Annotated in this window: 20 protein-coding genes and 1 tRNA gene; 9 read left to right on the top strand and 12 right to left on the bottom strand. The window is 64.8% G+C overall.

What is annotated here, in order from left to right; all coding sequences use genetic code 11:
• Window positions 1–9 precede the first annotated feature (9 nt).
• The 7 genes from RX331_RS36140 to rpmH all read right to left on the bottom strand — a co-directional run bounded on the left by RX331_RS36140 (window position 10) and on the right by rpmH (window position 5,888).
• On the bottom strand, window positions 10–996 hold the full coding sequence (locus RX331_RS36140; protein ID WP_317258327.1) for a DUF1036 domain-containing protein: 987 nt from the start codon (window positions 994–996) through the stop codon (window positions 10–12).
• 77 nt (window positions 997–1,073) lie between these two features.
• Window positions 1,074–1,970, bottom strand: coding sequence for an acetylglutamate kinase (gene argB / locus RX331_RS36135; RefSeq protein ID WP_317254331.1), 897 nt, complete (start codon window positions 1,968–1,970; stop codon window positions 1,074–1,076).
• Window positions 1,971–2,225: 255 nt separating this feature from the next.
• Entirely contained in the window at window positions 2,226–2,597 is a 372-nt protein-coding gene (locus RX331_RS36130) for a DUF423 domain-containing protein (RefSeq protein WP_317254330.1), read from the bottom strand.
• A complete protein-coding gene (gene yihA, locus RX331_RS36125; RefSeq protein ID WP_317258326.1) occupies window positions 2,597–3,247 on the bottom strand; it encodes a ribosome biogenesis GTP-binding protein YihA/YsxC in 651 nt (216 codons plus the stop codon). Before yihA ends, RX331_RS36130 begins: the two co-directional genes overlap by 1 nt.
• Before the next feature lie 137 nt (window positions 3,248–3,384).
• Window positions 3,385–5,262, bottom strand: a complete 1,878-nt coding sequence (gene yidC / locus RX331_RS36120; protein ID WP_317254329.1) for a membrane protein insertase YidC — start codon at window positions 5,260–5,262, stop codon at window positions 3,385–3,387.
• Between the two features lie 19 nt (window positions 5,263–5,281).
• Window positions 5,282–5,728, bottom strand: a complete 447-nt coding sequence (gene rnpA, locus RX331_RS36115) for a ribonuclease P protein component (RefSeq protein ID WP_317254328.1) — start codon at window positions 5,726–5,728, stop codon at window positions 5,282–5,284.
• 25 nt (window positions 5,729–5,753) lie between these two features.
• On the bottom strand, window positions 5,754–5,888 hold the full coding sequence (gene rpmH / locus RX331_RS36110) for a 50S ribosomal protein L34 (RefSeq protein ID WP_008542748.1): 135 nt from the start codon (window positions 5,886–5,888) through the stop codon (window positions 5,754–5,756).
• Window positions 5,889–6,312: 424 nt separating this feature from the next.
• Between rpmH and RX331_RS36105 the strand changes: the two genes are divergently transcribed.
• From RX331_RS36105 to RX331_RS36095, 3 genes are all read left to right on the top strand, one after another.
• Window positions 6,313–7,791, top strand: a complete 1,479-nt coding sequence (locus RX331_RS36105) for a HAMP domain-containing sensor histidine kinase (protein WP_317254327.1) — start codon at window positions 6,313–6,315, stop codon at window positions 7,789–7,791.
• A 224-nt stretch (window positions 7,792–8,015) separates the two neighbouring features.
• Window positions 8,016–8,092, top strand: a tRNA-Arg gene (locus RX331_RS36100).
• A gap of 215 nt (window positions 8,093–8,307) precedes the next feature.
• Entirely contained in the window at window positions 8,308–8,781 is a 474-nt protein-coding gene (locus tag RX331_RS36095; RefSeq protein ID WP_317254326.1) for a VOC family protein, read from the top strand.
• A 15-nt stretch (window positions 8,782–8,796) separates the two neighbouring features.
• On the opposite strand, the gene RX331_RS36090 is transcribed toward RX331_RS36095, so the two are convergent.
• The 3 genes from RX331_RS36090 to RX331_RS36080 form a co-directional block, all read right to left on the bottom strand.
• A complete protein-coding gene (locus tag RX331_RS36090; protein WP_317254325.1) occupies window positions 8,797–9,561 on the bottom strand; it encodes a DUF6683 family protein in 765 nt (254 codons plus the stop codon).
• Between the two features lie 25 nt (window positions 9,562–9,586).
• The gene (locus tag RX331_RS36085) at window positions 9,587–10,732 is read right to left on the bottom strand and encodes a hypothetical protein (RefSeq protein WP_317254324.1); all 1,146 of its coding nucleotides are present in this window, start codon (window positions 10,730–10,732) and stop codon (window positions 9,587–9,589) included.
• A gap of 214 nt (window positions 10,733–10,946) precedes the next feature.
• On the bottom strand, window positions 10,947–11,858 hold the full coding sequence (locus RX331_RS36080) for a hypothetical protein (protein ID WP_317254323.1): 912 nt from the start codon (window positions 11,856–11,858) through the stop codon (window positions 10,947–10,949).
• Window positions 11,859–12,150: 292 nt separating this feature from the next.
• Between RX331_RS36080 and RX331_RS36075 the strand changes: the two genes are divergently transcribed.
• Complete coding sequence (locus RX331_RS36075) at window positions 12,151–13,398, top strand: FAD-dependent oxidoreductase (protein ID WP_317254322.1); 1,248 nt, start codon at window positions 12,151–12,153, stop codon at window positions 13,396–13,398.
• On the opposite strand, the gene RX331_RS36070 is transcribed toward RX331_RS36075, so the two are convergent.
• Window positions 13,386–14,222, bottom strand: a complete 837-nt coding sequence (locus RX331_RS36070; RefSeq protein WP_317254321.1) for a hypothetical protein — start codon at window positions 14,220–14,222, stop codon at window positions 13,386–13,388. The genes RX331_RS36075 and RX331_RS36070 overlap by 13 nt on opposite strands.
• 347 nt (window positions 14,223–14,569) lie before the next feature.
• Between RX331_RS36070 and RX331_RS36065 the strand changes: the two genes are divergently transcribed.
• The 5 genes from RX331_RS36065 to RX331_RS36045 are packed head-to-tail and all read left to right on the top strand — an operon-like array spanning window position 14,570 to window position 19,861.
• On the top strand, window positions 14,570–15,487 hold the full coding sequence (locus RX331_RS36065; protein ID WP_317254320.1) for an ABC transporter permease: 918 nt from the start codon (window positions 14,570–14,572) through the stop codon (window positions 15,485–15,487).
• Window positions 15,484–16,365: an ABC transporter permease gene (locus RX331_RS36060; protein WP_317254319.1), complete on the top strand. Its 882-nt coding sequence runs from the start codon at window positions 15,484–15,486 to the stop codon at window positions 16,363–16,365. Before RX331_RS36065 ends, RX331_RS36060 begins: the two co-directional genes overlap by 4 nt.
• A complete protein-coding gene (locus RX331_RS36055; protein WP_317254318.1) occupies window positions 16,362–17,339 on the top strand; it encodes an ABC transporter ATP-binding protein in 978 nt (325 codons plus the stop codon). The genes RX331_RS36060 and RX331_RS36055 overlap by 4 nt, the downstream gene beginning before the upstream one ends.
• A complete protein-coding gene (locus RX331_RS36050) occupies window positions 17,336–18,286 on the top strand; it encodes an oligopeptide/dipeptide ABC transporter ATP-binding protein (RefSeq protein ID WP_317254317.1) in 951 nt (316 codons plus the stop codon). The genes RX331_RS36055 and RX331_RS36050 overlap by 4 nt, the downstream gene beginning before the upstream one ends.
• Window positions 18,287–18,331: 45 nt before the next feature.
• Complete coding sequence (locus RX331_RS36045; protein ID WP_317254316.1) at window positions 18,332–19,861, top strand: ABC transporter substrate-binding protein; 1,530 nt, start codon at window positions 18,332–18,334, stop codon at window positions 19,859–19,861.
• Window positions 19,862–19,934: 73 nt separating this feature from the next.
• Here RX331_RS36045 and RX331_RS36040 read toward each other — a convergent pair whose 3' ends face one another.
• Complete coding sequence (locus RX331_RS36040; RefSeq protein WP_317254315.1) at window positions 19,935–20,459, bottom strand: CGNR zinc finger domain-containing protein; 525 nt, start codon at window positions 20,457–20,459, stop codon at window positions 19,935–19,937.
• Window positions 20,460–20,604: the final 145 nt, after the last annotated feature.

The raw sequence follows: 20,604 nt of genomic DNA, 5'->3' as shown, positions 1-20,604 counted from the left end.
GCATCATCATCACGGCATCGCAAATCGCAGCGTCTTGCCGCCGCTCGACATATCGACCGGCGCAAAACCGATCGGCGCAAGTCCGCGGCTGGCGCAATCGCCCTGTTCGGAGACCTCGAACTTGCTCTCGCGCGTGCAGAGCACCTTCGCCCCGCCCCAGTTGAGCGGCTTGTCGCGGTATCTGACGGCGCGGTTTTCGCCGTCGACGGCTTCGGCGAAGCTGTAGACCTGTTTCGGCTGGCCGGTCACGTCGGGATGCAGGCATTTTCCGGGATCGATGCGGTACCAGCCGCGGCTGGTCACCACCTTGCCGTCGTCGCTGGCGACCGCCGCCATGATCTTGTGCGGCGTGTCGTTGCACCAGGTCAGCCCGGTGGAGGACGGCTTCTGCACCGCCTCGATCATGGTGGCGAAGAAGTTTTGCGACTGCACGATGTCGGCTGACAGCCCGCGGCTCTTCAAGAACGCCGACAGCGCTCCTTGCGTCTTCGGCCCGTCAACGCCGTCGATCGGGGCGGCGTCAAAGCCGGCGATAACGAGCAGCCGCTGGATGCCAGCGAGCCGCGCCTGCTCGTCGTCATATTCGCTATCCTCGGCGAGATAGGCGACCAGGTTGCCGTCGTCGGTTCGCGTCGGCGTGATCTGGGTGAACGACGCCGGCGTCTGGTTGCCGCGGCATTGGCGGGCAGCGGCGATGACGAAATTGTCGGGCGCGATGCACAGCGTGTCGCTGCCGTTCTGCGGGATCGGCGAGGCGCCATAGACGCCGAGCGCCCGCGCATTCAGGAGGATACGGTCGGCGGTCAGCGCGCCCTGCAGCACCACGCGGCAGGCGGCCGGATCGATCCGGAACCAGCCTCGCGTCGCGGTGGCCGCCTTGTCGTCGATGCCGATCGCGGCCTCGACCACATAGCTCATGCGGTTGCAGAGCTTGAGATCGGCAAAGGCGGGCAGGGAGGAAACGAAGAACGAGATCGCGGCGGCCGGCAGCGCCAGCATCGTGCGCTTTCCATGCCGCCGCACTCCTGCGCGGACGCGGCGCGCGAAAGACGGCGGCGAGGAGGTCGCGGCGGTCACTTGTGGATCAGCGTGCCGGTGCCCTGGTTGGTGAAAAGTTCGAGCAGCACCGCGTGCTGCATCTTGCCATCGATGATCACGACGCCCTGCACGCCCTGCTCCAGCGCGTAGATACAGGTCTCCACTTTCGGGATCATGCCGCCGGAAATCGTGCCTTCGGCGATCAGTTTGCGCGCGTCTTTGACCGACAGTTCCGGGATCAGCTTCTTCGACTTGTCGAGTACACCGGGAACATCGGTCAGGAGCAGCAGCCGCTTTGCCTTCAGGGCACCGGCAACGGCGCCGGCAAATGTATCGGCATTGACGTTGAGCGTGTGGCCGTCATGCGAGGTCGCGAGCGGCGCCAGCACCGGGATCAGCTCATAGCCGATCAATTGGTTCAACAGCGTGAGATCGACCTTGTCGGGATCGCCGACAAAACCGAGATCGACGGCCTTTTCTATGTTCGAATCCGGATCGACCATGGTGCGCGACGTCTTGGTCGCCTTCACCATGTTGCCGTCCTTGCCGGAGAGGCCAACAGCCTTGCCGCCGGCTTCGTTGATGTAGCCGACGAGCTGCTTGTTGACCGAGCCCGCCAGTACCATTTCGACGATCTCGATGGTGGCGGCGTCGGTGATGCGCAGGCCCGCGGCGAATTCCGACTGGATGCCGAGCCGCTTGAGCATGGTCGCGATCTGCGGCCCGCCGCCATGCACCACCACCGGATTGATCGCGGTCTGCTCGAGCAGCACGATATCCCGGGCGAATGCTTTGGCGGTCTCCTCGGCGCCCATGGCGTGCCCGCCATATTTGATGACGATGGTTTCCTCGTCATATTGCTGCATGTGCGGCAGCGCTTCCGACAGGATGCGGGCCTGATCGAGAGCACTGATATTCGGCGCTGAGGTCATGAAGCGGGTCTCGCCATTTCTCGGATGTCGGGCCGGGTTCTATCCGATTGGCGGGCAGGGCGCAAAGTGGGGGGAATTGCGGAGGCTCATGCCCCGGACGCAGCGCAGCGCGTCCAGGATCGCGCTTTGCGCGACTCCGGCAGTGCGCTGCAGAGCCGGGGCCTATGTGGCCGCCAATGGGTCCCGGCTCTGCGGAGCAGCGCTGCCGGACGATGCTACGCATCGCCTAGGCTGCACCGCGTCCGGGACACGAGATTACCCTTTCTTCGGCCACGCCGCTGCGACCGCGAGCGCCAGCCAACTGGCGATCAACAGCGTCCCACCGGTCGGCGCGGCCATCGGAAACAGCCCGTCGCCAGCATAGTGCCGCAGCGTCAGGTCGCCGGCGAACAGGCTCGCGCCGAGAACAAGGCCGAACGCCGCCACGAGGCCGATTCTCGTGTGAACGATGGCGCGCTCAGCCAGCACGACGGTACCCAATACCGCGGAGGCATGAAACAGCAGCATCGACGAGGCCGACGCCAGCCGCGACGCGTCCGCGCCATGGGCCGAGGCTGCCGCCAGCATGACGCCGTCGGCACCCATGATCGCGGCGAGCACGATCAGGATGCGACCGGTGCGGCCCATCAGCCTCGCTCCTTCAACAGCCGCACCATCGCAGCGCGCAATTCGGGCATGCCGGCACCGGTGCGCGAGGATGTCACCAATATCTCCGGAAACGCCGCCGGATGCTTGGCGAGCGCCGCCGTGGTTGCGGCGATGTTTTTCTCCAGCTCGGGCTTCTTCACCTGGTCGGCCTTGGTCAGCACGACCTGATAGCTTACCGCGGACTTGTCCAGCGTCTTCAAGACGTCCTGATCGACATCCTTGATGCCGTGGCGCGCGTCGATCAGCACATAGACTCGCGCCAGCGTGGCGCGTCCCAAGAGGAATTGATGGATCAGCTTGGTCCAGGAGGCGACTTGGGTCTTGGGCGCCGAGGCATAGCCATAGCCGGGCATGTCCACCAGCCGCAGGCCTGTGCCATCCGGGCCGTCGAAGAAGATCAGTTCCTGGGTGCGGCCCGGCGTATGCGAGGTGCGGGCCAGCGCGTTGCGGCCGGTGAGCGCGTTGATCAGGCTCGATTTGCCGACATTGGAGCGGCCGGCAAACGCCACTTCCATGCCGGCCATCGGCGGCAGCGTCTCGATCGAGGGCGAGGCCCAGACGAACTTCCAGTCGCCCGCAAAGAGCTTTCGCCCTTCTTCAATCAGCTTCGCATCGATGTCGGTGGTCATGTGCGAAGGTTCTTTCCATTGCTCGTCATGGCCGGGCTCGTCCCGGCCATCCACGTCTTTTTTCTCCATCGCGGCACTTTAAGACGTGGATGCCCGGCACAAGACCGGGCATGACGGTTCAGTACTCAGAGAAGCTGTTATGAACTACTCGTCAGGCTTTCTTTTTTTTTAGGCGTGAACGTCGCCTTGAGATTGTCGAACAGCTCCACCTTCACGCCGTTCTTGCGCATGATGTAGCTCTGCTGCACGACCGAGAGCAGGTTGTTCCAGGCCCAGTAGATCACGAGGCCTGCCGGGAAGCCCGCCAGCATGAAGGTGAAGATCAGCGGCATCCAGTCGAAGATCATCTTCTGGGTCGGATCCGGCGGCGTCGGGTTCAGCTTCATCTGAAACCACATCGTGATACCCATGATGATCGGCCAGACGCCGAGCGCGAGATAATGCCCGAACACCGGCACAACAGTCGGATCGAACGGCAGCAGCCCGAACAGGTTGAAGATCGTGGTCGGATCGGGCGCCGAGAGGTCCTTGATCCAGCCGTAGAACGGCGCGTGGCGCATTTCGATGGTGACGAACAGCACCTTGTAGAGCGAGAAGAACACCGGGATCTGCAGCGCCACCGGAAGACACCCGGCGATCGGGTTGATCTTCTCCTTGCGGTAGATCTCCATCATCTCCTGCTGCTGCTTCTGCCGGTCGTCCGGATAGCGCTCCTTCAGCGCCTGCAGCTGCGGCTGCACCGACTTCATCTTCGCCATCGACGCGTAGGACTTGTTGGCGAGCGGATAGAACGCCAGCTTCACCAGCACCGTCACCAGAAGGATCGAGACGCCGAAATTGCCGACCAGGTGGAAGAAGTAGTCGAGCAGCAGGAACATCGGCTTGGTGATGAAGTAGAACCAGCCCCAGTCGATCAAGAGATCGAAATGGTTCAGCCCGAGCTGCTTGTTGTAGCCGCCATGGCCGGCGAGCGGGAAGTTGATGCCGACGACGCCGGCCTCCTTGGCGCCCGCGAACAGCCGCGCATTGGCGCTGCCGCTGCCGCCGATCGCAATGGTCTGCGGCTCCAGCAGGTAATCGGTCTGGTAGTGGTGCTTGGTGCCGACCTGGTTGGAGGCGAAGCGTGCCTGCAGCTTGGCCGTGGTGTCGGGCAGCAGCGCCGACGCCCAGTATTTGTCGGTGATGCCGAGCCAGCCATTGGTGACCTTGAAGTCGACGGATTTGGCCTCATCGATCTTCTTGTAGCCGAATTCCTGCAGGCCCTGCTCGCCGAGATAGCCGATCAGGCCTTCGTGCAGGATGTAGTAACCCGAGACCTCGGGCGTGCCGTGCCGGGAAATCAGCGCGAACGGATAGAGCGTGACCGGCGCACTGCCGACATTGGTGACGTCATCCTTGATGGTGAAGAGATAGCGGTCGTCGATCGCGATCGTGCGGCGGAATGTGAGGCCCTCGCCATTGTCCCATTTCAGCGTTATCGGCTTCTCCGGCGTCAGGCTGCCGGAGCCCTCCTGCTGCCACACCGTCTCGCGGTCAGGAAGCCGCGCGGTCGTGCCCGAGGCCGCGACCCAGCCGAACTCGGCATAATAGGGGTGCGCCGTATTCGACGGCGAGAACAGCACGATCGCGGGCGATTTGGGATCGACGGTGTCGCGGAATTTCTCCAGCGAGAGGTCGTCGATACGGCCGCCCTTCAGCGCGATGCTGCCGGAAAGGCGCGGCGTCTCGATCTTGATGCGGGGCGTCGCGGCGATGGCGGTGTCGCGGCTGACGACCGGCTGGGCGGCCTGACCGGCCTGGCCGGCGGGCGCGCCGGGGGCAGGCGTCGCGCCCGGTTGCGGCGTGGCGGCGCCCGGGGCCGGGGCCGACTGCGGCGCCGGCTTGTTGAGCTCGGCCTGAGTCTGCTGTTGCGCGCGCTGCCGCTCCATCTGCGGCACGTTGTAGAAATACTGCCAGGCGATCAGGACCAGGCCGGACAGAATGACGGCGAGGATGGTGTTGCGATTATCGGTCATCGTTTCGGGGTCTCGCCATTCAATTCGGACTGCGGGTCTTGCCGGTTCCGACTGCCGTCGGACCCGAGGCCCTCGTTTTTGGTTCGGATGCGCCGGTATCCACCGCGCTCAAGCGCGCCTTGCCGCCGCCTTGCGGTTTCGGCTGCCGGTCGAGGCGATGCAGCGCCGAGCGGAGATCGTCGAGCATGGTGGCGAAGTCGCGGGTGAGCGCAGCCCGGCGGCCTACCAGCACATAATCATGGTGGGGTCGCATGGATATGACATCCAGCCGCTTCACCAGTTCGCGAAGCCGGCGCCGGATTCGATTGCGCTCGGTAGCGGTGCCGTTTTTCTTGGTAACGGTGAAACCGATCCGGATCGGGCCAGCATCGTCGCGGGGCCGGCCCTGCACGACGAAGGCAGCGCTATTGGCCCGCGTGCCATTGGCAACGGCGAGAAAATCCGCCCGCTGCCTCAGCCGATCCATGAATAAAATCTCCGGAAGATCCGGCTCAGGCGCTCAGACGCTTGCGGCCGCGCGCACGGCGGGCGGCGAGGACCTTGCGGCCGCCGGCAGTGGCGAGACGGGCGCGGAAGCCGTGACGGCGCTTGCGCACCAGTTTGCTGGGTTGATAAGTCCGCTTCACGGGTAGTTCTCCGCTGACCGGGCAATTTGCCTGTTGGATTGAGATCAAGTCCGATGATGCGGGCCGGCCCCAAAAAGGCCATTTACGGCCCCAAATGAGCCGCCCCCGGGTGAACCGGGCCATCGCGGACAGTTGGCGCGGCTTATACGGGAGTGACCTGTTTTCGTCAATGTCGGGGGTTGCCGCAGCGTGCGTTCTTTGAAACGTCGCAATTGAGGCGAATATATCTGTTTTCGCGGGGTTTTTAGGGGCGAGACGGCGCCGTCTCCGGATCGCCCGAACCACGGGACATTAGCGATCGGTAATTTGACCGGCCGACGCCCCAAACGCATCCTCGGAATCAGGGTCCGACCGACCCATCTATAGGTTGGGCAGCGTGGGTCGGGCGGGGTCCATAGCCTCAGAGATATCAGGGCAGCTATTCGTGTCAGCGATCGACGACCAGCCGACCCCCCAAGCACCGCGGTCCTGCGCACCGCGTCGGCTCGGGCTGTCCGGCAAGCTGTTGCTGCTGACCATCCCGCTCGTGATGATCGCCCTTCTGTTGATCTACATACCCTCGATTGCAAATTTCTGGACCAACCGCCTGAACGACCGCCTTGCCGCGGCCAATACCGCCGCGCTGGTGCTTGACGCGGCGCCGCTCGGGATGGTCCCGGATTCGCTGGCGCGGCAGATCCTGACCAGCGTCGGCGCGCGGGCGGTCGCGATCAAGATGGGCCAGCAACGCCGGCTGCTTGCCAGTGCCGAGCTGCCGGCGCAGATCGATCGCGATATCGACCTGCGGACGATCACGGTGTGGTCGGCGATCGTCGAATCGTTCGAGACCATGCTGGAGCGCGGCAACCAGTCGATCCGCGTGGTCGGGCCGGCGCCCGGCGGGGCGCAGTTCATCGAGGTCGTGATCGACGAATTGCCGCTGCGGCAGGCGATGTACCGGTTTTCCCGCAACCTTCTCGTGGTGTCGCTCGGCATCGCGTTGCTGGCGGCAGGCCTGGTCTACCTCGCGCTGCATTATTTGTTCGTGCGGCCGATGCGTCGCCTGACCGCCAATCTCGTCGGCTTCCACGAAAACCCGGAAAGCGCGGCGCGCATCATCGTACCGAGCCAGCGCGGCGACGAAATCGGGGTTGCCGAGCGCGAACTGTCCGACATGCAGCGCGATTTGGTCTCGATGCTTTCGCAGAAGAGCCGCCTCGCCGCGCTCGGCCTTGCGGTGTCGAAGATCAATCACGATCTGCGCAACCTCTTGGCGTCCTCGCAATTGCTGTCGGACCAGCTCGCCAGCGTGCCGGATCCGAGAGTGCAGCGCTTTGCGCCGAAGCTCATGCGCTCGCTGGAGCGCGCCATCGATTTCTGCCAGTCGACGCTGTCTTACGGCCGCGCCCAGGAAGCCGCGCCCGACCGCCGCATGATTCAGGTCGAGCCTGTCGTGACCGAGGTGCGCGAATCCGCCGGCCTTGCCGCCGACGCCTCGATCACATGGATCAGCGCGATCGAGCGCGGGCTGTCGATCGATGCCGATCCGGACCAGCTGTTCCGCGTGCTGCTCAATCTGGTGCGCAACGCGGTGCAGGCGCTGGACAGCCGGCCGAAAGGCGACGGCTCGCCCTTGCAGATCCGCATCACCGGCCGCCGCGAAGGCTCGGTCGCGATCATCGAAGTGTCCGATACCGGTCCCGGCGTGCCGGCCAAGGCGCGCGAGCATCTGTTCGAGGCATTCCAGACCTCCGGCCGCCCCGGCGGCAGCGGGCTGGGTCTTGCGATCGCCGCCGAGCTGGTCCGCGCCCATGACGGCGACATCCATCTGGTCGAGGGCACCATCGGCGCCACCTTCCGGATCTCGATTCCCGATCGTCCGGTGGAACTGCAGAGCGTCCGCAACGAGCGGGCGCTAGCGTAATGGCTTGTTCTCTCAAGTCATTCCGGGGCGATGCGAGGCGTCCCCCCCAATCCAGCGGCAAGGCGCGAGACTAATCCGAACCGCGCATTTACCACCGCTTTATTCGCCCCCTAACCGCATTTCCGGACCTTGCAAAGCGAAGCCGGAGCAGGTAGCTAGAGCGCTCTTTCGCGGCCGTCCGAGCCTTCGGACGCATCCGGGCCTGTCAAGCCCTAAGCGAAAACGCGCCCGTAGCTCAGCTGGATAGAGCACCAGACTACGAATCTGGGGGTCAGAGGTTCGAATCCTTTCGGGCGCGCCATTCCGTTCTTGCTGGAACGCGCACGCTTGCGCACTACTCCAATCGTAACAGCCTCTGCAACGTCGCGGCGGACGGCCTTGCGCGTTCGTGATGTCGCGCAAAGAAGGATGTCGGAAAGAGGCGTCGCCGGACGTCTTCTAGGCTGGACATCAAGGCTCGCTAAGCAGGGTATGCGCTGATGGCCGGACCTCAGCCTGGAACCGAAAGGACGCACAATGGCAAAGAACACGATCTGTCTCTGGTACGACAAGGACGCCGAGGCTGCGGCCCGCTTCTACGCGGAAACCTTCCCCGACAGCGCCGTGCACGCGGTCCATCGCGCGCCCAGTGACTACCCGTCCGGCAAGGCGGGTGATGTACTGACGGTCGAATTCACTGTTGCCGGCGTGGCGTGCCTGGGCCTCAACGGCGGCCCGGCCTTCAAACACAACGAAGCCTTCTCGTTCCAAATCGCCACCGACAATCAGACGGAGACCGACCGCTATTGGAACGCGATCGTCGGCAATGGCGGGCAGGAAAGCGCCTGCGGCTGGTGCAAGGACAAATGGGGCATCTCCTGGCAAATCACGCCGCGCGTGCTGAACGAGGCGCTCGCGGCGGGCGGCGCTGAGGCCAAGCGCGCATTTGATGCGATGATGACGATGAAGAAAATCGACGTCGCCGCGATCGAGAAGGCGCGCCGCGGCTGACGCCGGATTTTCCCGTCAGAGTTTCTTGAAGAATCCCCGCTCGGTCAGCCGAAGCTGCGACATGTCGATGCCGATATGTGCCTGCAGCGTCGCGGCCGCCGACTGCCGGACCTGCGTGACTCGCGCGCGATCGCCGCTGCGCAGCGCCTCGTCTCTCGCCAAGGTGCCAAGCACGACGTGGTAGGCGATCCGCTCGGCCATGTCCTGGCGCTCGGCATTGGTCATCGCGCGCAGTCTCGGCGTGCCGAGGAAGATGCCAAGGACCTGCCGGCGGATGCCCTTGATCTCCGCCTTGCTGGCGGTGCTGCCGCTGAATGTTTCCCACGTGAAGCGGAGCAGCACCGACATGTCGTCGGCGACGTTGCGGCTCGAATAGCCGCTCGCGGACATGATGCGGTCGAACTCCTTCAGCACGGCGTTGTCAGCGAAAGCTTTTTCCAGATCGGCGCGCAACGCGGCATCCGATCCGCTCATGTTTGTGATCATCTCGGCGCGGATGCGCTCGCTGTGCTGCGGGTCGGTTGCATAGTTCAACGCCGCGGCGGTCTGCGCCGGCGTCGTGAGGCCTGGCGCCGCGGGCGAGCCGGGCGACGGCGCGGCATCTCCGAGACGCCGCGTGCCGCTGAGGATCGATTGGCTCAGCGCCAGATTTCCGTAGCTGCGCCCTATGCTGGCCGTGGCACGTCCGCTCCACTGGGCGAGCGCCGCATCGGTGCCAAGGAAAACAGCAAGGCACGCAGTCAGAACAAGGAGGAGGGTGGTCGAGGCGACGCGGGTCATGGCAGGCTCACATTTGCTCGCGGACTCAGGGGATAGCGTAGATCAGCGCATCGGTTTCGCCATTGATGGAGCGGATGGCGGCGAGGTGGCGTGCATCCTGCGACCAGCCGATCCGGTAACCGACATTGCCCCTGATCGGAAACGAGGCGAGCCGTTCCACCGATGCTCTGGCATCGCGGATATCGATCAGGGTGCGCCACGCTCCATCTGATGTCTTGCCGGCATAGACGATCGCGAGCCGGTCGTTGCGGGGCGAGAACGACGCAAACAGTGCCGTGACGTCCTCCCAGCCAGGAGGTCCGACGAGCAGGCTGACGGATTTCGTCCCGCAGATGATTGCCGCCAGCTCGCTGCTGCGGGCAGATCGGCTGAGCTGAACCGGTGCGCCCGACAGGGCCGTCGGCAGCAGCACGACGGATTTGCCGTCGCGGCTGCGGACGCTTCCGCTGTTGCTTTGCCCGACATGGCCCGATGCGCGGCAGGCTTCGGCCTGGTCAAAGCCGGGCGCAGGCGTCGATTCGGATGCCGCATCCTTGATGCGAAAGCTCCTCCGCCGCGCGGCATCGCCGGTCAGGATGCCGGAACCGTCCTCGGAGAACGCCACGTCAAAGAACAGACGGCTGCCGAGCGCGTCGGCCGGCACCGCCATGATGGGCTTGCCGCCGGGCAAATCCAGCACGCGAATGCCGCCTGTGCCCCAGGCCGCGGCCTTGTCGCCGGCGGCGGAGACGGTGATCCTGACGTCGGGACCAAAGTCATCGAGCGCGGTGCGCCACATCTCCCGCTGCTCCGCGACGTTGAACGCGGCGAGGACGACCTTTGTCGTGTCGCTGCGAAGCGGGCCGCCGAGCAGCAGCGTGTCGCCATTTGACGAGAGCCGGACCGTCGCGGTGATCGTCACCGCAATGTCAGGGATCGGCAGCGAAGCAATGCATCCGCCAAGGTCGGAGCCGCGCGCCGACGGCGAGCAGGACGGTTCATCAAACAGGAGGTCGGGAGCGAACAGAACGCAGGCGGCTCCTCCGATCGCGCCGATGAACGTTGCGCCCGCCAGGCCAATCACAAACCTGCGCCGCAATGTCGTCGCGCTGCCGCGGCCGGCCGGCGCATCCTGGCGAAGGATCGCCAGACTCTCCGCATCGGCCGTTTCGCGACCTGCTGATACGGGCATTCGGAATTGCTCGCTACGCTTCTACAAATGCGACCCGGCTCGCCGCCGATATCGTCGAACCTGAATCGCGCAGGATCAAGGCGGTGGCCGTGCCACATGATGGCGCGCGGGCGACATTCGCGTGCCTTGGGCCGCGCCGTCATGCGGGCCTTTATCAATTGAGCGTCGTTGATGCGCCTAAAGACCTGATCGTGACTTGATCGGCCGGCTTTTTTCAGAAGTGATGAATTCCCAGTGCCGAGAATGCGCCGTCATGGGGTTCATGGCCGTCCATCGTCGGCTGGCCGAGAAAGCCAAGCTGCAGCGGCATCGGATGCAGCAGCGATGTCGGAATCGCGCCCGCGGTGTCGAGCAGAGAGATGCGGTGGGTGCCGGAGTCTATTGGGCTGAGCGCTTGACCGAGAAGGTTCGCCGCCGGCGGCTCGACCACGCCCGTCGACGGTGCGTCATGGGCAGAGCCGGTGACCGTGCCGAGCAGGCCGTCGGTGAGGTGGCTGACCGTATCCGATACGGTCGAGGTCACTTGCGTCACCGTGGCGGTCAAGCTTGCGATCGTGCCCGAGACCGTCGCTAGCGCCGTGTCCAGGATACCGGTGACGGTGTCTGCGACGGTGTGAACGGATGCGCCGAGGTGGTAACGGACCGGAGGAGTGCCGCCAGCCGGCGCGCTGCTCGCGGCAACTGATGTCGGGTGGTCTATCGACGCGGTGAAGCTCGATGGCGCCGACGAGGATGTCGTGATTTCTGTGGCGACCGTTCTAATCGAAGACGCATCGTCGACGAGAAGGCTTGCCTCTTGTGACGAGAAGGTTGCCGAGGCGTCGTTGTGAATGGCGGGCGAGATATCCGGTGGAGGAGCATCGATCGTACTGGCGTGCTGGTCGTCATGGGCAAGCCCGGCCTCAGTGGGTGCCGGCGCAACGGAGGCCTCTGCAGGGTGCGGCTGTAGGGCAGCTGGCTCCGACGCGCGGGCTTCGCCTTCGTGTTCGAGGCGATGCAGCGCGGTGTCGGAATCGTTGAGCAGGCCGAGCAGCATGGTGGCGAATGCGACCGATTCGGTTGTCGAGATATGGCGGCTGCGTTCGGCTTCGTCGGAGCGGCGCGCGTTCTTCTCGGATTCGGCCATGGCCACCTCCTCGTCAGCGTTCGCGGATCGCGCGGGTGATCTCGTCGCGCAGCGGCCCGAGCAGATATTCGAACAGCGTGCGCGGACGCGTCGGCACGATCACCTCGGCCGGCATGCCGGCCTGCAGGTCGACCCGCGACTTCTTGACTTGCGCGCCGCCATCATCGCCGTCTCGTTGGCCATCATTTGTGGGGATCGGAACTTCTGTTGGAAGCGGAACTTCCGATGTTGCCCACCGGCGCCACGCCGCCCATGATGCGAAGGTCTCGTTCGGGAAGTGGTCGGAAAATCGATGGTGGAAGACAGAGCTGACGTCGTGGTGCTCGGCGCGGGCATCGTCGGCGTGTCGACGGCCTATGCGGCACGAGCGCGCGGATTGTCGGTTGTCCTGATCGATCGGCGCGAGCCAGGCAGCGAAACGTCATATGGCAATGCGGGTATCATCAGTAGCGGCTCGATCGCGCCGTTCAACAATCCCACGCTATGGAAGGTGCTGCCGAAATACCTGACCAACCGCTACGCGGCGCTGCGGTGGAATCCGTCCTGGGCGGTGCGTAACGCCGGCTGGGTCGCGCGCTTTCTCGCCGACATGTCGGCGTCGCGCTTCAAGCCGCGCGCGGCCGCCCTGCACGGATTGATCGGCGCGTCGGCAAAACTGCACCGCGAATGGATCGTGAAGGCCGGAGCCGGCCACCGCCTCCGCGAAACCGGCTGGTTGAAGGCGTGGCGCGGCGAAGCGACCACCGCAGCGAAGCAGGAACAGGCGCTGCTCGCGGAATATGGCATCGCCAGCGAACTACTCGATCGCCAGGCCATCTCTGCGCTCGAGCCAGATATTCTGCCTGTCTACAAGGTGGGCCTGCTGCACACGCAGACCGCCTCGGTCGATTCGCCGGGCGCCGTGGTCAAGGCGTATGCGCGGATGTTCACCGGGGCCGGCGGCGAGATCAGGCAGGCGGAGGTCAAGGCGGTCGTGCCGGACGGCGAAGGCTGGCACGTGGTGCTGACCTCTTCCGCGATCTCGGCGCGCCATGTGGTGGTCGCGCTGGGACCGTGGTCGGCAGATCTTCTGCGCCCGCTCGGCTATCGCGTGCCGCTCGCCTTTGAGCGCGGCTACCATCGTGAATTCAAGCCGAACCCGGCGCGTTCGCTGCGGCGTCCGGTCTATGACATCGACGGCGGTTTCATCATGACGCCGATGGAGCAGGGCATCCGCGTCACCTCGGGTGTCGAGCTGACCGATCGCGACGCGCCGTCCTCGTTCGCGCAGCTCGATCAGGTGGTGCCGCTGGCGCGCGGCGTCATCGAGTTCGGCGATGCCGTCGGTGAACCCTGGCGCGGCTCGCGGCCGACGCTGCCCGACAGCCTGCCGATGATCGGCCCGGCGCCGCGGCATGCCAGGTTATGGCTTGCGTTCGGCAATCAGCACATCGGTTTTACGACCGGGCCCGCGACCGGCGCTGCCATTGCCGCCATGATCGGTGGCGCGCCGCCGCCCTATGACGTGGCGCCGTTCGCGCCAAGCCGTTACATCTCCTGACGTCGCTGGCGCAGCGCCGACGCTCCGGCCGCGAATAGCATGATGCAGCCGAGCACGCCGCTGACCCCGGCGGTCATGAAGAACGGCTTCACATCCGCGCCGTAGCTGAGGTCGAGCAGAATCGGCGGCGATGCGAGGGTGAGCTTGTTCTTGCGGTAGTGCTCGCTGACGGGACCCGGAAGGCCGTCACGCACCAGGACGCCCGGCTGCGTCGTGATCTGGAAGGCCGGCGTCCTCGGCGAAAGCATCATCATGCCGCCGCCGCCGGGCGGCATATAGGCCGTGGTGTTGGTCTTCATGAAATAAACGACGGGCTGGCCTGGCCGCCACGTCGCCGCGGTCAATGGAATGTAGCGATCGAGCATCGTGTCGGAAGATTTTCTCCCGAACTCGACGATGTATTCGGTTCGCGCAACGCCGGTGATGGTCACATGGGTTGATCGCGGCGTGTCGCCCTTCGACAGATCGAGGCTCTCGACGTCGACCGCTTCCATCGACTTCACATAGCCATACCAGCCGGCTCCGGCCGCGACCGCGACGGCCACGGCACCCACCAAGGCGAACAGCGCCGGCGATCCGCCGCCTTGGGTTGCACTGCGCAGTTGATCCTGCATGCCGGTAAGTGAGACAAGGACCGCGGCTGGTGCGAGCAGGACCAGCAGCGGAACGAGCAGGGTGAGCTTCAACTGGTAGGAGCCGTAGTGCTCCAGCTGCCATTCGGCGGCCAGCCGATAGAGGCCCGTGTAAGAATACCACTCGTAGAAAATATAAGCGCAGGCTGCTGCGATGTAGAGCCAAATGACCGGCTTCAGAACGGACTTCATCATTCCCCCCGACGGCGCCCGGGCCGCAAATTCGCGGCGCGACGCTCGGTCGGGATTGCGTCAATCCTGCGGAACAGACTGGGACAAAATCTTGACGTCGCCGAGCGGAGGGATGACTAGCGCTCTTTTATTCCCAGGAGGCTCGTCGCGCCCGTTCGCATCGTGGGCATTACATCTGGAGGCAAGCGGGACGTCTCCGAATGGCACACACATTGCATCAGCATAATAGACCGTTGCTGCAGCGGGACATTCCTGCAATCGTCTCTTGCATGGGAAGACGCTTTGATGACACGGTTACGCATGTTTCGCCGATAACGAAGCGTGTCGTCGGCGCTGGAGTTTTGTAGATGTTGCGTCTGATTGCCAGGCGTCTTGCTCTCGGGGTGCTGGTCGCGCTGACCGTCATGACGCTTGCGTTCATGCTGACGCGGCTGTCGGGCGACCTTGCGGTTTCGATCGCAGGTCCGTCGGCGACGCAGGCTGACGTCGAGATCGTGCGCAAGGCCTATGGGCTCGATCGCCCGCTCTACGTGCAGTTCTTCGCCTGGACCGGCCGCGCCCTGGTCGGCGATTTCGGCCAGAGCTATTTCTTCAAGGACAGCGTGGCCAACCTGATCCAGAAACGCCTGCCGATCACGCTGACCCTCGGCCTGGTCGGCCTCAGTCTCGCTTTGATCGTCTCGATCCCGCTCGGCATCCTGGCGGCGCTCCGGGAGAATACCTGGATCGATCGCAGCGTCACCATGTTCACGATGGTCGGGCAGGCGGTCCCGAGTTTCTGGCTGGCCCTGATCCTGATGATCGTGCTCGGTTTACAGCTCGGCATCCTGCCGATTTCAGGCACCGGCACCTGGCAGCATTTCGTAATGCCCGGTATCGTGCTCGCCTTCACCGCGATCCCGGCGCTGACGCGGCTGACACGCTCCGGCATGATCGAGGCGATGGCTTCCGATTACATCCGCACCGCGCGCGCCAAAGGCCTGTCGCGAGCGCGCATCATCTTCAAGCACGCGCTGCGCAACGCCGCGATCCCCGTCGTTTCGATCGCCGCGGTTCAGCTCGGCTTCATGCTCGGCGGCTCGATCGTGATCGAGACGGTGTTCGCGCTGCACGGCGTCGGCTATCTCGGTTGGGAGAGCATCGCCAAGAATGATTTCCCTGTCGTGCAGGCCGTGGTGCTGGTGCTGGCGGTGTTCTATATCGGGCTCACGTTGCTGGCTGACATCCTCAACGCGCTGCTCGATCCGAGGCTGCGAACGGGATGAGCGAGCCGATTGCCATTCAGGCGCCACAGCCCTCGACGATCGCGACGTCGCGGATCGGTACCGCCGGCTTTGCGATCGGCATTGCCATCGTCGCGCTGGTGCTGGCGGCAGCGCTGATCGGCAACTGGCTGGTGCCGGCGGACCCGTTCACCCAGGATCTCGGCAACCGTCTCAAGCCGCCGTTCTGGATGGAGGGCAGCCAGGCGGGCCATCTGCTCGGCACCGATCAGCTCGGGCGCGATTATCTGGCGCGGCTGGTCTATGGCGCGCGCATCTCGCTTCTGATCGGCATCATGACGGTGATTACGTCGGGACTGATCGGCACCACGCTCGGCGTGCTCGGCGGCTTCTTCGGCGGCCGCATCGACGACCTCGTGCTGTTCGCCATCACGACGCGATTGTCGATCCCCGTCGTGCTGGTCGCGCTCGCCGTGGTCGGGCTGATGGGATCGGGCCTTGGGCTGGTTGTCGCGACACTGGGGCTACTGCTATGGGACCGCTTCGCCGTCGTGGCGCGCGCCACCACCATGCAGGTTCGCAACCACGATTATGTCAGCGCCGCCTGGTGCGCCGGTGCGTCGATGCCACATATCCTGATCAAGGAGATTTTGCCCAATATCGCGAGCCATCTCGCCGTGGTGGCGACGCTGGAGATGGCGCTGGCGATCCTGCTCGAAGCGGCGCTGTCGTTCCTCGGGCTTGGCGTGCCGCCGCCGCTGCCGTCCTGGGGGCTGATGATCGCGGAAGGCAAGGACTACATGTTCTTCTCGCCCTGGGTGATCATGATCCCCGGCGTCGCGCTGGCCGTTCTCGTGCTCGGCATCAACCTGGTCGGCGACGGACTGCGCAATCTCCTCGGCTCGGAGCGGCTGCGATGAGCGCATTGCTGGAAGTGGAGGAGCTTCGTGTCACGTTCGGCCGCACCGCGGCGGTGCGCGGCACCTCGTTCCGGGTCGAGAAGGGTGAGACTCATTGCCTGGTCGGCGAATCCGGCTGCGGCAAGTCGGTGACGGCGCTGGCGGTGATGAACCTGCTGGCGCGCGGCGGCCAGCGTTCGGCGAAACGAATGAATTTTGCCGGCACGGACCTCACTTCGCTATCGGACCGCGAGATGGCGCGCCTGCGCGGCAACCGCATGGCGATGATCTTCCAGGAGCCGATGACCAGCCTCAATCCCGCCTTCACCATCGGCTCGCAGATGGCCGAGGTGATGACGCGCCACAAGGGCGGCTCGCGTACCGCCGCGCTCGACCGCGCCGCCGAACTGATGGGGCGCGTCGGCATCACCGCGCCCGGCATGCGGCTCGGCCAGTTTCCGCACCAGCTTTCCGGCGGCCTGCGCCAGCGCGTCATGATCGCGATGGCGCTGATGTGCGATCCTGAACTTCTGATCGCCGACGAGCCGACTACCGCGCTCGACGTCACCGTGCAGGCGCAGATCCTGCGGCTGCTCGCCTCGCTGCAGCGCGAGCTCGGCCTGTCGATCCTCCTGATCACCCACGACCTCGGCATCGTCGCGCGCGTCGCCGACCATGTCTCGGTGATGTATGCCGGCGAGGTGGTCGAGCGTGCCCCGACCGCGGAATTGTTTCGCGCGCCGCAGCATCCCTATACGCGCGGGCTGTTGTCCTGCGTGCCGGTGCCGGGCCGCGTGCAGCGCGACAAGCCCCTTGGCTCGATCCCCGGCATCGTGCCGGCGATCGGCGAAGGGTTTGCCGGCTGCGCCTTTCGCTCGCGCTGCGCCCATGCCGATGAGACCTGCACCCGCGCGATCCCGCGGCGGCCGGCGGGCGAGGCGCATGATTTTCTTTGCCGGCTCGAGCCGGGCTGGGCGGAGCTGCAACCCGCATGACTGCAGCGATCGAGGTCGAGAACCTCCGATGTGAATTTCGCGTCCGCACCGGCCTGATGGCGGCGGAAAAGCGCGTGATCGCGGTCGACGACGTCACCTTCAGCGTGCCGGCCGGCAGCGTGCTTGGCGTGGTCGGCGAATCCGGCTGCGGCAAGTCAACTCTGGCGCGGTTGATCCTCGGACTGCTTAAGCCGACGGCGGGGACCGTGCTGGTCGACGGCAAGCGGCTGTTCGATCTCGATCGCAAGGCGCGCGCCCGACTGATCCAGCCGGTGTTCCAGGACCCGTTCGCCTCGCTCAATCCGCGCCGGCGCATCAAGGACATCGTCGCGTTGCCGCTGGAGGCCCAGGGCACGTTCTCGCGCGCCGAGATCGAGCGCCGCGTCGGCGGCATTCTCGAGCGCGTCGGCCTCTCGGCCGCGATGGGCGAGCGGATGCCGGCGCAGCTCTCCGGCGGCCAGCGCCAGCGCGCGGCGATTGCGCGGGCGTTGGTGCTGGAGCCGCGCATCGTGATCTGCGACGAGCCGACCAGTGCGCTCGACGTTTCGGTGCAGGCGCAGATCCTCAACCTGCTGGCCGATCTGCGCAGGGACCTCGGCCTGACCTATCTTTTCATCAGCCACAACCTCGCGGTGGTCGAGCACGTCGCGAGCGAGGTCGCGGTGATGTATCTTGGCCGGATCGTCGAGCGCAACGAGACCGACGCGCTGTTTCGAAGGCCCGCGCATCCCTACACCAAGGTGCTGTTGGAAAGCGTGCTGACGCCGGAACCGGGCCGGGGAGTGCCCGATCTCGGGCTTGGCGACGCCATGCCCGACCCCTCCAATATCCCGCCGGGCTGCCGGTTCAATCCGCGCTGCCGCATTGCGGTCGAGCGTTGCCGCCATGAGGCACCAGCGCGCATGGTCCGCCCGCCCCAGGGAATGGTAGAATGTCATCTGGCATAGGGCGTGTTTTACGGCGTCTGTAGTAGAAAAATAATGGAGAGCGATATGCGCATGCAAACCAGGCTCGGCGTTGCAATTCTGGCGATGGTTCTATCGGGCGCCGTCGTGCAGCCCGCAGCCGCGCAAAAATCTGCCGATACGTTGCGCATCGTGATGCGCGACGCGCTGCCCAACATCGATCCCTTCTACAACAATCTGCGCACCGGCGTGGTGATGCACCACCAGGGCTGGGATGCGCTGGTCTACCGCAATCCGGATACCTTCAAGCTGGAGCCGCTGCTCGCCACCGAATGGAAGCTGCCGGATCCGACCACGATCGAGTTCACGCTGCGGCCGGGCGTCAAGTTCCATGACGGCAGCACGCTGACCGCCGATGACGTCGTCTACACGATCAACCTCGTAGCCGATCCGGGAAGCCGCGTATCGACGCCGGCGAACTACAACTGGATCGACAAGGCCGAGAAGACCGGCGACCTTTCGGTGCGTGTCACGCTGAAGCGGCCGAACCCGGCGGCGCTGGAATATTTCGCGCTGGTGCTGCCGATCTATCCCAAGGCCTATCGCGAGAAGGTCGGCGCGGAAGGCTACGCCAAGGCGCCGGTCGGCGCCGGGCCCTACAAGATGACCAAGGTCGAGCCCGGTGTCTCCATCGATTTCGAGCGCTTCGAGGATTACTGGGCCGGCAGCCCCAAGGGCAAGCCGGCGATCAAGAAGATGAGCGTGCGCTTCGTGCCGGACGCGGCGACCGAGATGACGGAATTGCTTGCCGGCCGCGCCGACTGGATCTGGAACATGAATCCGGACCAGCTCGAAGCCGTGAACCGGATGCCGCATCTGCAGGCGGTGCGCAAGGAATCGATGCGGATCGGATATCTCTCCTTGGATGCCGGCGGGCGCACCGGGGCCGATAATCCCCTGACCAAGCAGAAGGTACGGCAGGCGATCTGGCATGCGATTGATCGCAAAGCGATCGCCGAGAAGCTCGTCACCGGCGGCAGCCGCGTTCCCCCCGCGCCCTGCTTCCCGTCGCAGTTCGGCTGCGATGCCGAAGCCGCGGTGGCCTACGACTATGATCCGGCAAAGGCAAAGAAGCTTCTTGCCGAGGCCGGATATCCCGACGGCTTCGATGTCGAGCTTGCGAGCTACGTGCTGCCGCAATGGGGATCGTCGGTCCAGAATTACCTCCACGCGGTCGGCATCCGTGCCAAGCTCAACCAGCTCCAGACCGCGGCGCTGATCCAGCGCGCCAAGGCCGGCGAGCTGCGCGCCTATCTCGGTAGCTGGGGCAGCTACTCGATCAACGACGTCTCGGCCATCATGCCCAATTTCTTCGATGGCGGCGCCGACGATTACGCGCGCGATCCCGAGGTGCAGAAGCTGTTGTTGCAGGGCGGATCGACCATCAACCCGGAAGCACGCAAGGAAGCCTATTCGGCGGCGATCAAGAAGATCACCGAACAGGCCTACTGGGCGCCGCTGCACACCTATGTGACGACCTACGGCCACTCCAAGCAGCTCGACTTCACGCCATACCCGGACGAGCTGCCGCGCTTCTATCTGGCGAAGTGGAAGTAAGGCGGATCCTGAGATCCGCATCAGCGGCTCATCCTCGGGCAATGCGAGCCATCTGCCCGGGGATGCATGGCCATCAATCACCGCGGCGATGGCGGTCGCGATAGGCCCGGGTCTTCTCCCGGTTTCCGCATCGGTCCGATGAACACCAGCGGCGATTGCCCGGCTTGGAGCGGTCGTAAAAGATCCAGTGGCACTCGTCGGAACTGCACATCTTCATACGTTCGAGCCTGCCGCTATCGGATAGGCGCACGAGTTCAGCTAAAACGGCTCCGAGTCCGCTGCTCGCCCGCCGCTCAAGCGGTCGCAAGTCGAGCGAATGCTTTCGGGAGGCCGTGACTAACAAGGGAAAGCGGGCGGCGGCGCGTTCAACATCGATGGCCGCCGCGCTCAGCTGCGTTGCCGAGGAGCTGAGGAATTGCCTGAGGGCCGTCCGCAGCTCCAGCGCTTCGCGATGCTCGGCTGGCGAAACCCTTGCGCCAGGTTTCAACAGGCCGCGACTCTGAAGCCATCTTTCGAGCTGCGCCGGCGTCTCCAGTTCGTCGCCAGGCTCATGCGCGACACCCTGCTCAACGTATCGGCGCTGGTCGATCGAGTTCACGAAATCGTAGAGCAGCGCGACATCGCCGGGAACCGGGAATTTGTCCGAATGTCTCATGACACCAGCATAATATTTTTGCTGGTTTCTGCAACCGACACTGGTAAATCGCGTTAGCAGGTGTCCGAATTTGGCGCGAATGGTTCCG

The organism is Bradyrhizobium sp. BWA-3-5 (assembly GCF_032917985.1).
GTDB lineage: Bacteria > Pseudomonadota > Alphaproteobacteria > Rhizobiales > Xanthobacteraceae > Bradyrhizobium.
The sequence above is the reverse complement of the archived record's forward strand: the minus strand, read 5'-3'. Positions and strand labels throughout refer to the sequence as shown.